This window comes from Lewinella sp., assembly GCF_050633125.1.
Classification (GTDB): domain Bacteria; phylum Bacteroidota; class Bacteroidia; order Chitinophagales; family Saprospiraceae; genus Lewinella.
In genome coordinates this window covers 440-16,190 of record NZ_JBOEFX010000068.1, presented here as the reverse complement: position 1 = coordinate 16,190, position 15,751 = coordinate 440, and the positions used below count along the sequence as shown (strand labels likewise).

Below are 15,751 nucleotides of genomic sequence, written 5' to 3'. Positions count from 1 at the left end.
CATTCCTAGTGGAAAGGACAAACAAAATCAGACGTCTTGTTAGCTACAATGATTGCGTTAACATCATGAGTGATGGTACACTCAAACGTAGTCTCATCATAAGTAATTTCATCCAACTCTGCAGCAATAGCAGTGAAGAAAGAAGGAAGATTAGGAGTAGTATCTTCAACCTTGATGTTAGCATTAGCCAACTGCTCGGTTTCACTTACTACAAACTTCACACCCATATCTGTCATACGACGACCTTCAGCAATGAAGATCTCCTGACGCATCAGGTACAACAATTCTAGTGCTTCATCTTCGCTGCCAACAGCATCAACCATAGCATCAGTCACAGAAGTACCACTAACAGTAGGAATAGTTACATTACCAACCTTACGATCGATAACCAGACCACCAACCAAAGCAGCACCAGGGCTAGACGCAACAACTACAATCGAAGAGTCAGGGCGAGTACCAGGGTTACGCTCTGTACGATCCTCTACAGAATCATCAAACGTACTGGTTGGGCGAGTAGCTACAAGTGCAATGATATCCTTCATAATGCTCTGAGCAGTACCTAGGGCACCGTCAGCAATCGCAGCTTCACACTTGATCAAGTGTGCTTCTTCGATTTTCAACAAAGGCATATCAATATCCTGTGATGGATTATCATCATTGTACTTAGGATCCAAGAAATCCAAACGAGGCAGTGGCTGTAAATCATCAAAGCTACCACGATCATGAATAGCATTTTGCATTTCGTTATCAATACGAGCACCATTAAGGGCATCGAATTTAACGAAACGAACGAAACCAGGATCAGCAGCAATAGCGGCATCAGCAGCAGTTACAGCAGCAGCTTTGTTACCTGCGTAGTAATTAGCACGTGCTTGGCCCATCAAACAACTTACCTTCGTCGCAGGATCAGAAGCCTTAGCAGCACCTTGCTCGAAGAAATCAATCGCCAATGCATAGTGTGCACTAGCTGGCTGAGCAGCACCCTGAGGTTCTGCTGGCAAAACATTGAACAATTCCGCAGAAAGCAGGTGAGACAAACCAATGAAAAACATGAATTCTGCTTCTTGATCGGCAGTGTAGTTAGGGTCACCAGGGCCAATTATAGCCAAACCAGACTTCGCTAATTCACGCAAACGTGCAATCTCGAACTGAGCATCATTGATGTCATTATCCGTAGATGTAACGTTCAAGATATCTAAGAACTGGTTGAAAAACGTCTGAGTATTATCATAGTTATCAGAAGCAATTTCTGCTAAATGAACATACTCACCAGCTACCTCTGCCAACTGACGCTCTAGACCGTTAAGGGTACGCGCAGCTGACTGAGAAGTACCGAGGATAGCATCCTCAGAAAGATCCGGGTTAATCGGATCAAAAGTAGTATCTGGATCTTCACATGCCTGAAAAGACAATGCCAAAATAGCGATGGCGAAAATCCAGTTTATTTTATTTTTAAGCATAATTTTCATTTTAAAAATTTAACAGAGGTGATTTAGAATCCAATGCGTACATTGAATAAAACCTGCTTTGGAGCTGACTCGGTACCAAAACCGAAACCACCTGCTGCAAAGCCATCCTGTGCACCAATACCAGAACCTGTAACTTCTGGATCGAAAGAAGAAGAAGCACGAACGTAAGGGTTACGGAAGTTCAAACCTAGTGTTAAACGGCTCAAAGCTGCGATATTAGCAGTAGGCACGTTGTAAGAAATACCGATGTTACGAATCTTGAAGAAATCTGCATCTTCTACCCAAACACCTGCCAAATCAAAGAAGCTTTCGCTAGCTGAATTTGCAGGAATACGATCAGGATCGTTTACACCACCAAAGTAGCGCAGTACATCATCCACTGCTACACCAGAAGCTCCACGCTGGAAATCACTAGAGCCAAAAATCGTAAGGTTCTTCCAACGGAAGTTCATACCTACTGTTCCGTAGCTCGTTGGGTTAGGGTTACCCAAAACTGCATTTGCTTCTACGTCTACCAAGTTACCTTCTGCATCGAAGGTTGGCTGTGATCCACGGAAGTAACCAAGCGGCTGACCTTCTTTTACGAAAGATCCTAGGAAAGTAAATCCACCTACGTTAAACTCAGGAGAACCACCAGCATCCACTACAACGTTTTCGTTAGTCGTGTAAGAAGCATTGAAGGTCAGGTCGAAGTCTTCAGAACGAAGTACATCTACATAACCTTGTAGTTCGATACCTTTGTTGGTTACTGTACCTACGTTAGCTTCTTGAGCCAATTGGCCAGAAGAAGGTGCGTTAGGTGGCGTAAAGATAGCATCGTTGGTCGTATTGTCGTAGTAAGTAAAACCAATACCGAAACGAGCTTCAAAGAAGCTTGCATCGAAACCAGCTTCGTAAGAGTCAACGATCTCAGGACCCAAATCTGCATTACCAGGATTACCGAAGGTATAAGCAACAGAACCAAGGTAAGGGTTAGCTACGAACAACCGGTCACGCGCAAATGGCGTAGGGAAGTTGGTTGCCTGACCAAAGTTGGCACGTACACTGAAACGGCTTACGATATCGCTGATACCACTTTCCTGCATGAAAGGCTCATCTGTTAATGAGTAAGACAGACCAATACGGTAGATGTTTACCAGGCCAATGTCTTCACCAAAAGCAGAGTTACCATCCCAACGGATCGCACCGTCCAAGAACAGCTTGTTCTTATAGCCAATGTTTTCAGAGATATAGAAACCACCAAAAGCAGCAATTTGTAAGAAGTCAGCAGCCGTTTGAGTAGCAGTGTTACCAAAAAGGATACTACCTTCAGTCAAGTCAGTACCTTGTAGTAAGTACTGCTCATCTTGCTCACGGAAAAACTGACCACCACCACCGGTGATGAAAGAGAAGTCTCCCGCATCAGCACGATACTGCAAGCTAACATCAGTAGTAATACCAATAAAGTTACGCGTTGCAGTATTCAATGATCCTTGGTCAGCAGTACCAGCAGGTACAGCACCTTTAGAAATAAGAACAGCGTTGCTCTGTACCTCACGCTGGCGTGAGTTACGGTTATCCAAACCAAGGGTAGCTTTCGCAGTGAAACCTTCGAATGGTGTCCAGGTTAAAGACTGTGACGTTTGGAAACGACGAACCGCTTCCGTGATGTCTGTTACTGCACCTTGCGCAGCAAGGTCTTCCTTAAGCGCATCACGCTCTTCGCCAGTTAAAGCAGAAATATCACCGAAAGAACCACCTTCCAGGTTACCAAAACGAGCAAAGCTGGTATTGGCATTGTAGTCACGTGTAAACCAGTTACTTGCAAATGCTGCAGAAGCAGAATAAGAAAGCGTTGGTGACAATTCAGCACTTACACCAGTACGCATACTTACACGACGCTGGCGGTTAAGATCGTTGAAGCTGTCATCATCATAGAAACTACCAGAAAAACTGTAGCCTACTTTTTCAGAACCACCATCAACAGTCAAACGGTGCTGCTGTACAGTACCATTCTCGTAGTACAAATCAGCAGTTTCAGGGAAGTAAAGGAAAGTTTCCTCACCCGACATGATACCTACGGTACCGTCGTAACCGAAACGAGCTTTCTGGCCATACTGACCTTTTTTGGTGAAAATCTGAATTACACCATTGGCAGCATCAGCACCATATAGTGTAGTAGCAGCACCACCACGGATAAATTCTACACGCTCGATAGCCTCGATCGGAATATCCGCCAAAGCAGAACTGTTTGCACCACCTGTACCAATGTTCAGGCTTGGGCGAGAGTTCAGGTTATCCACACGTACACCATCAATGATGATTACAGGTGTGGTAGAAGCGTTAGCAGAAATAGGCCCACGGTTACGAATCTGAGATGCAGTACCTGGCTGACCAGATGACAAGCGAACCTGTGTACCAGGAATCCGTGACTGTAACACTTGGTCTAACTGCGTGATAGGCGCTAATTCAAGCTGTTCAGAGGTAATTGCATCAACCGTTGAGGTTAAACGCTTTTTCTCAATACCTACCCCTTGACCAGTAACTACGATCTCATCGAAAGTTACACCAGCCAACATAACTAAATCAATCGTATTAGAAACGCCAATTGGTTGCTCGATGGTTTCGAAACCAGTGTAGCTGAATACTAATACTTTGTCATCATTGCTGATATTGATACTGTAAGTACCATCAATATCTGTTACTGTACCTGTAGAGGTACCTTTGACCAGTACAGTTGCTCCGATCAGAGCGTCTCCCCGCTCATCGGTTACCGTACCAGTAATTGTCCGCTGCGCAAGCAGGGTTGCAAGACTACATAAAAGTAGCCCCACTACTAGTGAGAGTTTTTTCATGAAATGCATTTTTTAGCGTTCACAAAGACTGTTCAGTCAGGTAATTATCTTGTGAATACTATGGTGAATAATCAAAAAAAACAAAACGTACGAACAGTTGTTCGTTCTCTTTTCAATAGGGTAGGGAATAAATGGTGTTTACTGAAAATATATTCCCTGGTTGTTGTTTTGCGGTTTATTTTCCGCTTTTTAGATAGGTAAATCCGAAGATTCACGTCAAATGTAGAAGGTTTTTAGCATTTCAGCTAATTTATTTGATAGTTTTACTATTTCGGCCTTCTGCTATCTACTTATCGAATGACCTTCCTGAAACGCTGCCTCTTTTAAAATTGTTCAGTAAAAAATAATAGTCCGCGCAATTCAAAATGGCTTTTCAATTCATTCGTACAATCATGCCTTTACCTCCAATTATAGCAAGATGCAAATACTAAACCCTGTCAATCAATGTTTAACAAGGGGTTAAAATCAAGTTAAACCCCGCTTCCTAGTTATAGGAAGATTGTACCTTTGCCTTTCCTTGACAAAAAATATTTTTTTATTAGAGCTTGTTTGGAAATTTTGCAAACTGATTTCCAACGAATTACGGTTCTGGCTAAGAAATTAAAGCTGAGCTTAGCGGGCTAAGTGAGGGTTTCATTTCGACGACAGGTTCGAAATTCCTTGGAAATAAGGAAGCATTAACTTTGTTTCTCCCTTTGATTTGGAGTAATTGCTTTTCACCAAATAAAATTTCCAAACAAGCTCTTAAAGTAAGGTTCCCTTGTTCCGACTTTCCACTTTGTTTTCCTGCTTGCTGCTAATGTTGTTTTTATCACAACCACTGCTAGGTCAGTCTGGAAGAGACACGCTGCCTCCTACTACCCAGCGTGTACGCATCGACAATGCCAATTCATTGGAATATCAGCGCCGGAGTAAAAACGAAGTCATTCAGAAACTTGTCGGTGAGGTTGAGCTTAGCCAGGACAGTATCTTCATGTACTGCGACAGCGCCATCATCGAAAACAGTACCAGAGTATTTGCCCTAGGAGAAGAGGTCCTTATCCAACAGGGAGATTCCCTAGCTGCATTTGCAGACACCTTATATTATGATGGCACCCTCAAAGAAGCCGACCTGATTGGCAATGTTGTCCTCATTAATGGTGACCGTAGATTGTTTACACATAAACTGCACTACGACCTCAACACCAAGATTGCTACCTATAACACGCCGGCCACCATTACTGATGGTGAAACCCAGCTCAGTAGTAAACGTGGCTATTACTATACCGAACAAGACGAAATTTACTTTAAAGACAGTGTCGTCGTCATCAATCCCGACTTCCAGCTGCGAGCCGATACGCTCAAGTTTAATACAACGGAACAAATAGCGACCTTCCTTGGTCCTACCGTTATGCGCAGCGATAGTAGCCGTGTTTATTGTGAAGACGGCTTCTATGATGTAGAAAACAACCTGGCGGAGTTTCGTGTCAATGCACAGTATACCAAAGGAGAGCAACGCGCTACCGCCGATATCATTCGTTACGATGGTAAAAACGGCATCTATACCCTTGATGGTGATGCGGAGTTTTATGAAGCCGATCGGCGCGAAGCAACTGGCGACCTTATCCGCTACGACGAGAGAAACGACATTACCATCCTGGAAGGCGACGCCTACTTCCGCGACAATGAACAGATCATCACCGGAGAATCTATCCGCTACGACGCCAAAAAGAAAATTTACCAAACCAGTGGCCGCTCCCGTATTATCGATGGCCCGCAAATACTGCAAGCCGATCAAGTAGACTACGCTGAAGCTGATAGCATGGGGCTCGCTACTGGCAACGTCATCTGGCAAGACACCTCGGCCAACCTCACCATTCAGTGCGACACGGCTCGCTACAACCAAACGACCGGATTCCTCAAAGCGACCGGTGGCCTACAGGGTCGGCCTTTGTTAATTACGCTTATTGATGGTGACTCTCTCTTTATGACTGCCGACACCCTTCTGTCGCAGCGTGCCGACACCATCGCCAACGATAGCAGCCGCCTCTTGCAAGCCTACTATGATGTCCGTATTTTCAAGTCAGATATGCAAGCACTTTGCGATTCGCTCTCCTACAACACCGTTGATTCCCTCTTCCGAATGTTCCGCAGTCCCATCATCTGGGCAGATACGACCCAGTTTACCGCCGACACCATCCATATGCAGTTGGCCGATGACCAGCTTGATAAGATTTTACTCTATAATCACAGCTTTATCCTCAATAGTGCGGACGAATTGTTCTTTAATCAAATCAAAGGGCGAGATATCATCGCTCAGTTCGATAGCAGTGAGCTGCGCAGAATGGACATCCAAGGCAACGCCCAATCCGTCTACTATCCACGCGACGACGACAATGCCTATGTGGGCGTAAACAAGACAATTTGTAGTGATATGATCGTTTTCTTTGGCAATAACCAGGTAGACGAGATTCTTTTCGTCACGCAGCTAGAAGGCAAGCTGGAGCCGATGAACAAGGTAGACCATGAGGCCATCAAGCTCGAAGGGTTCAATTGGCAGACCTCCCCTCCCCGACCACGTTCACGAGCAGATTTATTTGGCCCACCACTTCGGGTTTTACCTCCTCAAGGGAGCCGCCCCACCTATGCCCCCAACACGGATAAAGGAGGAGCACCACCACCGCCTAAACCTGATCGNNCCCACCCCAAAATCTAAAGAAGAATAAACAATGAAGGTAGCCGTAGATATTAGTCTTTACCCCCTTCAAGAGGACTTTGAGCCCCCGATTATCGATTTTATTCATCACCTAAGGCAAGTCGCTGGCATTGAGGTGCATACCAACGAGCTCACTACCCAAATCAGTGGAGAATATACACTCGTTATGAACACCCTTCGCGATGCCATGGGGCATACTTTTCAGCAGGGTGGTACTTATAGCTTTGTTATCAAGGTGCTCAATGTGGGTATTGAGCCGGGTAAGGTGGTGGCCTTGTCGTAAGTTGATAACTCACCATCAACAAGGCACTAAGGATTATTGCTTGACAATCCGCTTCGTAAGCAACTGGTTGCCTTGTCTGATTTGTAAAAAGTAAATGCCCGACGGAAGGTCACGGACCTCCAAAGTAGCGATTTGGAACAATTCCTCCCGGGAGAGGTGAATTTTTCCGTCCAGGCTGTAGATATTCACCGCGAATTGGCCCTCTCCCTGGATGTGAAGCACCTCTCTGGCGGGGTTGGGAAAAACCGTAAAATCCAGTATATCCGGAAAGAGTTCGCTGGTGCTTGTTGGGCGGCAGTTGGGTTCCAGGCAACCATCGCGATCTACTTTGATGATCCAGCCCAGCGATTTGACCGGATCAGGCTCGTAGCGGTCTACCTTGCCGCAGGCGATGATGCTGCCGCTGGGCAAGACCACCGCATTGGCCAGGCTGGGGATGGAGCCATAGGCAGGCGTAAACAGGGTATCCAGCCGGCTCCAAAGGCTGTCTCCCTGGGCATTCACCTTGGCGATCATACCCGCGCGGTAGCCCGTGTATTCCACCGGATCTACCAACTGCCCGTAGGTGCCCACCGCTACCCAACCGCCGTCGGGGGTGGCGACTACGTCGATGAAATTGTTAGTGAAGGTTGTATGGTCTCCAAACGAGGTACTCCACAAAACATTGAAGTTTGTATCTCTTTTTACGATTTCTCCTTTATATACAAGTGTAGGTTCGCCAAATAGCGTTTTTATGATATTATTATACCCTTCATTGACCCAGTTCCCATCTGAGGTGGGATATATTCTACCAAATGCCGGGCCTGAACCAGAGCCCGTAAGCACCTGCTCACTCTCCCACTCCCATAAAATATTCCCTAAAGTATCAATTTTCACAGCAATTCCTTTTCCCCAGGCATCTTCATTGGGGTTAATAATTGGGGTAGAGATTCCAGAACCACCCGTTAATAAAATTACATTTGTACTTATTTGTCTTATTCCGCTAAATGCGTCACCCAATCCTGTTTCCCCATAATTAAGCTCCCACAATTTATTGCCACTATCATCTATTCTCATAGCGAAACCATCTAGGAAACCATCATCCACCTGCTGTTTGTAGCCAATAGAGATGTATCCGTTTTCTATTTCAATAATATCCGTATGCCATTTTGTAAGGGTAGTATCGTCAGGATATTCACCGATAAATGCGATCTCTCCTTCAACATCCAACTTAAAAATCAACGGAATGGAACTCTCGAATCTGCTCCCCACCAAGGCGTAGCCACCATCACTGGTTTTAATCATCTTTGCCCCTTCAACAAATACATAGTTGTACCCGGCACTGTCATAATGGGTCTTGTAATCCAGTATATTCCCCAGGGTATCCAGTTTGACAAAAAACAGCCCCCACTGGGGGGTATCGGGGTTACTGGCGCTGCCGCAAACTACCAGGGTATCTTCTACCAGCAGCATCTGGTGAAAGGTCAGCCCTTTGTCTTCGTAGAGTTCGTACGACTGGATGAAGCCTGTTTGGGCTTGGGCAATGCCGCAGGTGAGGAGTAAGGCAAGAATGGTGAATGTTGGTCGCATGAGGGAATGTGGTTAAGTTCCTTGGTCCAGAGAAAAGAGGAATTTTTATTTTTTAATATACCCAAGGCATATCAAAGCGCCCCTCCGTAATACGGAAAGTATCCTGGCAGACTTCGGATACGACGGTGAACTGGAAAGTACCAGAAATAATGCGTGCTTCGGGATCGAAATGGATAATTTCTAAGTCAGATAATTCTTCACTTAAGATGTGATCCAAATTCAAGCCATGCAGCGTTTGACAAGTGTCATTATAATCCCTATAGCGGACATTTCTTAAATCATACCTCCCCTCGTTATTGATGTTCTCAGCACTAACACCAACACTTCGGCTATAGTAGTTATCTATACTCTCAATACCTCTTAGTTGAAAATTCATTGATCGTGGATTATACTCCACATAAATATGATAATCAAAAGCCTTCGGCGTATGCAGAAAGACCTCCCCATTGATCTTGCAGCCAAAAGTACCTTCCCCGGTCATAGTGATGGGGGGTAAAACTTTTTCCGCAGGTTGTGGGTTGAAGATGGATTTTTCGCAAGCCGTCCAGCATAGCACGGGGAGGAGAAAGTGATATTTTGGCAGCATGGTTGTTATTTTTTTTAGTGTTTTACTTTGAACTTCTTACTACCGTGGCAGGAAAAACGAAGTGGAACATTGGTGATAGACTTGCTCGGGGAATCTGACAGGCTATTTTAGCCAAGGCATATCAAAACGCCCCTCCGTAATGCGGAAGGTATCCTGGCAGGCTTCGGAATAAAGTGTATAGCGAAAAGTACCCGATATAATTCGTTCTTCACTATCAAATCTTGAAATAGTTATTTCGTTAGGTTCATCTAATACAAAGTGTTCCTCGGTAAGGCCGTGAATAGTCATACATTCACTATCAAGAATATTATATTTACCTTTTGTCAATGTATAGGCTCCAGTATCCAATACATTGTATTGAACAATGGAGATATTTCGATGATAACTATTATCTACGCTCTCAATGGCAAATAATTGAAATTTGCTGGATCGTGGATTATACTCCACATAAATATGATCATCAAAAGCCTTCGGCGTGTGCAGAAACACCTCCCCATTGATCTTGCAGCCAAAAGTGCCTGCCCCTGTCATGGTGATGGGAGGTAAAACTTTCGCTGCGGGTTGGGGGTTGAAGATGGATTTTTCGCAGGCCGTCCAGCATAGCACGGGGAGGAGAAGGAGGAGGAGAAAGTGATATTTTGGTAACATGAGCGTGGTTTTTTTTGTCCTTTGTTCCAGCTTCTTTCTCTCATGGCAGGAGTGACGAAGTGGAGCGTTGGTAATGAATTATTTAATCAGTTTTTCGGGAATGGATTACAGGCTAACCCACCCAAGGCATATCAAAACGCCCCTCCGTAATGCGGAAGGTATCCTGGCAGGCTTCATTTACCACCGTGAATTGGAAAGTACCAGAAATAATGCGCGCTTCGGGATCGAAGTGAATAATTTCCATTTGATTAGTTTCCTCCAATACTAGATTATCTTTGTCCAATCCTAGAGACGACATACATGAATCATTATAGTTTCTAAAGCTCACATCATAAAAAGGATAAATCCCTATATCAGTAATATCATGCACATAAAGATGCATTGTTCTATTATAACTATTGTTTATACTTTCCCTAGCATTTAGGTAAAATGTCTTAGAAAGAGCATGATACTCCACATGCAGATGATCATCAAACGCCTTCGGCGTATGCAGGAACACTTCTCCATTGATCTTGCAGCCAAAAGTGCCTTCCCCCGTCATGGTGATGGGAGGTAAAACTTTCGCTGCGGGTTGGGGGTTGAAGATGGATTTTTCGCAGGCCGTCCAGCACAGGGCGGGCAGGAGCGATAGGAGGAAGAGGTAATGTTTTGGTAGCATGGTGGTCGTAGTTATGATTATCAGACAATTTTTGTGTTTAGAGTCAATCGAAAGTAAAAATCACGCTCCTTCTCAGTCGCTTACGATTTTCACTTTAGCTTGACCACAAAAACTATCAGAGAAGGTTTTTTAGTAAGCGTATAAAGCCTACGCAAAACGGAATTTCGCGTACACTTCGACGGAGGCTCAGCTACGCCGAACGGTGGTTTTCAAGAGAGAAAGCGCGTTGGTTTTGGAATTCAGCTTAAGAGCATGTTTGGAGCGGATTACTTTTGAAAATCAATGATTTAGCGTTCTGGCTAAACTCAAAATCACGCGCTTGGCGGGTCAAGTAAGTGATATTGAGTGACGCCAGGTTGCTAAATGCTTGGTTTTCGGTGCAAGCAAGCTCCAAACATGCTCTAAGCGCAGTAGTGCGCAATAATGTCTTGTACGATCTCTTTCCACAATATTAGGGGCAAAGACCGGAAAAATAAAATCCTATTCGTGGAGCGTATTTTATTTTATTCTACCATTCAAACAACCTTCGCACAAAACCAAAACAATCTTCTCTATATTGTAGAATAATTTCTTTTCTCTCTACCAACGCGCAAAGCATGGACGCTCAAAAAAAACTCTTTGCCCATCTGATTTCCCGTTTCGACAAAAAGATCGTTTTACACGAAACGATGGACATTTTGCATCTACAAAAAGCGGCGGTCTACAAACGCATGAGTGGTGATACCGCCTTGACACTCAGTGAAGCAGTAAAGCTTGCGCAGGAACTGGGCATCTCTCTGGATACTGCTGTAGGAACAGAAGGTTACCACTCATTTTCCCACCCCTTTAGGGAAGTGATGAGCAGTTTTGATTTTCTACAATGCTTTGTTGACATCATGACCCCTATCTTACCCAATGAAGAAGCGGAATCCAGGGTCATTTACCTGGCCAACGAACTCCCCGTTTTTTACTACCTGGAATACGATTCTATTTTTAAATTTCTGGTAGCAATTTGGAATCACCTCCATTGGTCGCAACAGGAGTTGGTCATCAACTCCGAAGAGCTACTCCATCCTATTATTACGACCTTAAGAAACCGTATTGTCGCGCATTACCGTTCCCGCAAGGTCACCGAAATATGGAACTCCAATATGCTGGCCAATATCTTTCAGCAGATCCTCTTTGCGATCAGCATCAAAGCCTTTAAGGATCAAGCCTTCATTGCACAGTTGATCAGTGATTTGGAGCAACTGATAAAGAATTTGAAGCAACTGGCTTTCGCCGAAAACCGGCAGGATCATCCCCAACACGGGAAAATTCAAATTTACATCAACGAATTTGGCAATTACCAAAACATGGTGCTCTTCGAAGCCCTGGAACTGCGGGCAACTGGCATCGGGTTTGATATGCCCCAGTTTATGATTTCTCACGATCAGGTGCTTTACGAATACTCCAAAAAGTGGGTCGAGAAAATCAAGCGCCGCTCCGAAAACATCACTTCCGGAGGATACCGTTTCCGAGAGGTATTTTTCAATCAACTGGAAGCAGACCTAAAATTATTTAAGGAGAAGGCCGAGCGGGCGATGATGGCGAGCTATTAACAGCCCAGCACAAAAACCAAACAACCACTTGACTATCAAAAAAATAACTCATAAAAACCCTCACCAAAAGACCTATCTCTTTCGGCTATTCAAGCAGCCCCTGGCGTTAACAAATAGTTTATTATATTTTTATTGAAAATAATTTGTTAGCTAGATGAATAATTACTATCTTGCCTCGGCTCTGGTGAACTGACAAGCATCAAAGCGATCATAGGTAACTACCCCTAGCAGTCACTAGGGCATTCAGCGGTTTTATTTTGCGTGTTGTTTGGCTGCTCTGGTGTTCAGAGCAGATGTTAGCGCATGTCCCTTATGGTCGTGAGGCCAGGGGATGGATTCGGCGGTCCGGCAAATGGGTGGGTCCCTCCCACAAGAGGGTCTTATGTCACTTCCTCTCACGTCAATACACAAGTCACACCGTTACCCGACGTAAAACACAATCTGTTACCAACTCCCAATTCATGTCCATTTCAACGGCCCAACTTCACCTACTACGCCAAGATACGCCCGCCTGCCTTGATGTTATTCACTTCAACAATGCAGGTGCTTCCTTAACCGCACTTCCTGTACAACAGGCGGTACAAGAGCATCTTCAACTAGAATACAAGCTAGGAGGTTACGAAGCGGCAGCTATTCACGCTGAAAAAAGCCAAGCCTTCTACCCTACGGTCGCTGAATTACTCAATGCACAACCTCACCAAATTGCTTTTGCGACCAGTGCTACCGATGCCTACAACCGTGCCTTAACATCGATTCCGTTTAAGCCAGGTGACTTGATCCTCACCACAGAAAATGATTATGTTTCTAACCAAATTGCCTTCCTACAGGTTGCCAAACGTTTCGGAGCAAAAATTCAGGTTGCTCCCGAATCACCCGCTGGAGGCGTAGATGTTGAAGCCATGTGCCAGCTTATTCGCGATCAAGTGCCACGCCTGGTTGCCGTTACGCACATGCCTACCAGCAGCGGCCTTATTCAAGATATATACACTATTGGCAAAGTTTGCAGAGAGGTCGACACCTTATATATAGTAGATGCTTGTCAAACTGCAGGGCAATTGCCCCTTGATGTTCAGGCTATAGGATGTGATTTTTTAACCGCTACTTTTCGTAAATTCCTGCGCGGCCCCAGGGGCACTGGTTTTCTTTACGCTTCTGATCGGGTACTCCAACACAAAACGGCTCCACTGTATTTAGACCTTCATAGTGCTGATTGGCCTACTGCCGATCACTACCTCCCACAAGCAGATGCGCGCCGCTACGAGCTATGGGAGCGTAATCACGCCTTGGTGCACGGAGCCGTAGCGGCTGCCCAATACGCACTAAGTGTTGGTTTAACCGCAGTAGCTCAACGAACCACTGATCTGGCCAAACAATTAAGGTTAGCGCTGGCTGACCACACCAGCATTCAGGTCATGGACAAAGGAGAAAACCTCGGTGCTATCGTTACCTGCTACCTCCCCAATCATGACCCCAAAGCCTTACTAACACAACTTCGAAAGAAAAAAATTCATACTTCCATCAGCTGGGGCACCTATGCTCATTACGATTTTAATCGTAAGAATATCCCTTGGGTGCTAAGGCTATCCCCTCATTATTACAACACAACGGAGGAAATTAAAAATCTAACCAAAGAAATTTTTAAAATTATTTGTTGATAAAACTATTTTGTTTTAACTTGCAACCAAATTAATGGATACCAAAAAGAAGAACAGCTATGATTTCAAGTGATCGACGTGACCTAAATGACCGTTTTGTTAAAGTCTTCAAAATACTCGAAGAACGAGGCGATGTCATCAAAAATGACCGAAATGGCAAAGGACTAGGTGATTTTGCCGAAAAAATAGTGGGCAACCGCGCCTACGGTCACATCATCAGAGCTTTTCTTAACGAAGGAGACAAACGCTGTATCAGCTACGAACAGTCGCGCCGTGTTTGTCATGAATATGGTGTCAACTATGCTTACCTCCTCGAAGGGGAAGGCACGCCTTTTGGCCTTGATTTGCCAAATCCGGAAGAATCAGAAATTGTTTACAATGGTAATATCCTCTTTACCACTACCGAAGCCTTCGCTGGTGTCACTGTAGACGCAGGATCTTTCATCACAGAAAACAATGACTTTTTCTCTATCCCTGGTCTTGATGGTGGTGGCTTAGTGGCTTTCCCCATCAACGGTAACAGTATGGAACCTGTCATCAACGATCATGACATCGTAGTAAGTCGGGAGATAGCAGGCGTACACGAGATCAAAGACAACAAAATATACGCCGTTAAAAACAACGGATCTGTTTGGGTTAAATACGTTCAGCGTATCCTTAATGAAAAAGGCCGTGTCACTCACCTGAAAATGATCTCGGCCAACCACCTGGAATATGATCCATTTGTGGAAGAAGTCAATGAATACACCCGTCTTTACGAAGTTATTCGCCGGGTAAGTTCCCTCTAAATAAGGAACAGCACGAAAATAAAAAGCGATTTCGCTTCGCGGCTACTTCGTGGTTGTTTTTCACAATAGTTGAATAAGCGCTTCATTTAAAGCGTTTTAACTATTTGGAAAACTTGAGAAACCTCGCAGAAGTAGCGAAGCTAAATCGTAGTTTATTTTCTGCGCAATACTTAGCTTAAAGACACAGGATGCTCTCCGCCGAAACGAAGAGCATCCTGAAAATTTTTTATCCTGCTGTTTTTTCCTCCCGGGGGGCGTCTTCGCCTGCTCGGGAGTTTTATTATTACAAAGATAGGTAAAAGCAATATGCTTTCCAAATCTCTCAAATAGCGCCGTAGGGCCTCCGGCTCAAGAAGCATTTGTTTTGTATATATTTGTCAGCTTACTTTCAAGAAAGCATTAAGCCACTTGCTTATTGAGCTGTTTCGTAATACATTTGCACTGCATGCAGCAATTCGTACGCTACATATTACCATTTTATATGCTCACCTTGGCGCTCATCCCTTGTATGGACACAGTGGACGCTGGGGTATTAAGTACGACAACAGAGATTGAGGTTACCGCACAGGCACACCCTGATGATCACGACCATCAATCTAAAGATTGCGAAGAGGATGCCTGCCCTCCTTTTTGTATTTGCGATTGCTGCTCTTGTGTCATCAGTATTCCTCAGATGACTACCATTGCTCTTGCGGTATTCACACCAAAACCAAGTGAAGCTCCCGTTTCTACAGCTAACTTCCCAACCACTGGTGTGAAGAACGCCATCTGGTCTCCTCCCAGGCTTTAGTCGACTACATTTTAAGGATAAGACTGTCTCATAAACACTGGCGTACTGAACCTTGAAGGTTCTTTACGGAGTACAGTTTAGTACTCAATCTAGTTAATACTCTGAGATAGCTTCTTGCGACAATGATTGTTTAACTAAAGTTCAACATTTACATGTTCGATAATATAATCGCTTATTCTATACAGAATAAGTTTGT

11 protein-coding genes and 1 pseudogene are annotated in these 15,751 nt (G+C 44.5%); 6 read left to right on the top strand and 6 right to left on the bottom strand.

Going from position 1 to position 15,751, the window contains the following annotated elements; translation table 11 throughout:
- Positions 1-5 precede the first annotated feature (5 nt).
- Positions 6-1,460 carry a hypothetical protein gene (locus ACRBG0_RS14850; protein WP_431487652.1) on the bottom strand — a complete coding sequence of 485 codons (1,455 nt, stop codon included), beginning with the start codon at positions 1,458-1,460 and terminating at the stop codon, positions 6-8.
- Between the two features lie 32 nt (positions 1,461-1,492).
- Entirely contained in the window at positions 1,493-4,303 is a 2,811-nt protein-coding gene (locus ACRBG0_RS14845; RefSeq protein ID WP_431487651.1) for a TonB-dependent receptor domain-containing protein, read from the bottom strand.
- A 799-nt stretch (positions 4,304-5,102) separates the two neighbouring features.
- Between ACRBG0_RS14845 and ACRBG0_RS14840 the strand changes: the two are divergent.
- Positions 5,103-6,979: pseudogene (locus ACRBG0_RS14840) on the top strand (OstA-like protein); the annotation flags it as partial.
- Between the two features lie 32 nt (positions 6,980-7,011).
- Positions 7,012-7,281 (top strand): YkoF family thiamine/hydroxymethylpyrimidine-binding protein, encoded by a 270-nt coding sequence (locus ACRBG0_RS14835; RefSeq protein WP_431487650.1) that lies wholly within the window; start codon positions 7,012-7,014, stop codon positions 7,279-7,281.
- Between the two features lie 33 nt (positions 7,282-7,314).
- Here ACRBG0_RS14835 and ACRBG0_RS14830 read toward each other — a convergent pair whose 3' ends face one another.
- The 4 genes from ACRBG0_RS14830 to ACRBG0_RS14815 form a co-directional block, all read right to left on the bottom strand.
- Positions 7,315-8,850 (bottom strand): T9SS type A sorting domain-containing protein, encoded by a 1,536-nt coding sequence (locus ACRBG0_RS14830; protein WP_431487649.1) that lies wholly within the window; start codon positions 8,848-8,850, stop codon positions 7,315-7,317.
- Positions 8,851-8,902: 52 nt separating this feature from the next.
- Positions 8,903-9,436, bottom strand: a complete 534-nt coding sequence (locus ACRBG0_RS14825) for a hypothetical protein (RefSeq protein ID WP_431487648.1) — start codon at positions 9,434-9,436, stop codon at positions 8,903-8,905.
- A 102-nt stretch (positions 9,437-9,538) separates the two neighbouring features.
- Complete coding sequence (locus tag ACRBG0_RS14820) at positions 9,539-10,084, bottom strand: hypothetical protein (RefSeq protein WP_431487647.1); 546 nt, start codon at positions 10,082-10,084, stop codon at positions 9,539-9,541.
- 112 nt (positions 10,085-10,196) lie between these two features.
- Complete coding sequence (locus ACRBG0_RS14815; protein ID WP_431487646.1) at positions 10,197-10,742, bottom strand: hypothetical protein; 546 nt, start codon at positions 10,740-10,742, stop codon at positions 10,197-10,199.
- A 596-nt stretch (positions 10,743-11,338) separates the two neighbouring features.
- Between ACRBG0_RS14815 and ACRBG0_RS14810 the strand changes: the two genes are divergently transcribed.
- From ACRBG0_RS14810 to ACRBG0_RS14795, 4 genes are all read left to right on the top strand, one after another.
- Positions 11,339-12,322, top strand: coding sequence for a hypothetical protein (locus ACRBG0_RS14810; RefSeq protein ID WP_431487645.1), 984 nt, complete (start codon positions 11,339-11,341; stop codon positions 12,320-12,322).
- A 461-nt stretch (positions 12,323-12,783) separates the two neighbouring features.
- On the top strand, positions 12,784-13,977 hold the full coding sequence (locus ACRBG0_RS14805) for an aminotransferase class V-fold PLP-dependent enzyme (protein ID WP_431487644.1): 1,194 nt from the start codon (positions 12,784-12,786) through the stop codon (positions 13,975-13,977).
- A gap of 59 nt (positions 13,978-14,036) precedes the next feature.
- The gene (locus tag ACRBG0_RS14800; protein ID WP_020537971.1) at positions 14,037-14,765 is read left to right on the top strand and encodes a S24 family peptidase; all 729 of its coding nucleotides are present in this window, start codon (positions 14,037-14,039) and stop codon (positions 14,763-14,765) included.
- 445 nt (positions 14,766-15,210) lie between these two features.
- Complete coding sequence (locus tag ACRBG0_RS14795) at positions 15,211-15,555, top strand: DUF6660 family protein (protein ID WP_431487643.1); 345 nt, start codon at positions 15,211-15,213, stop codon at positions 15,553-15,555.
- Positions 15,556-15,751: the final 196 nt, after the last annotated feature.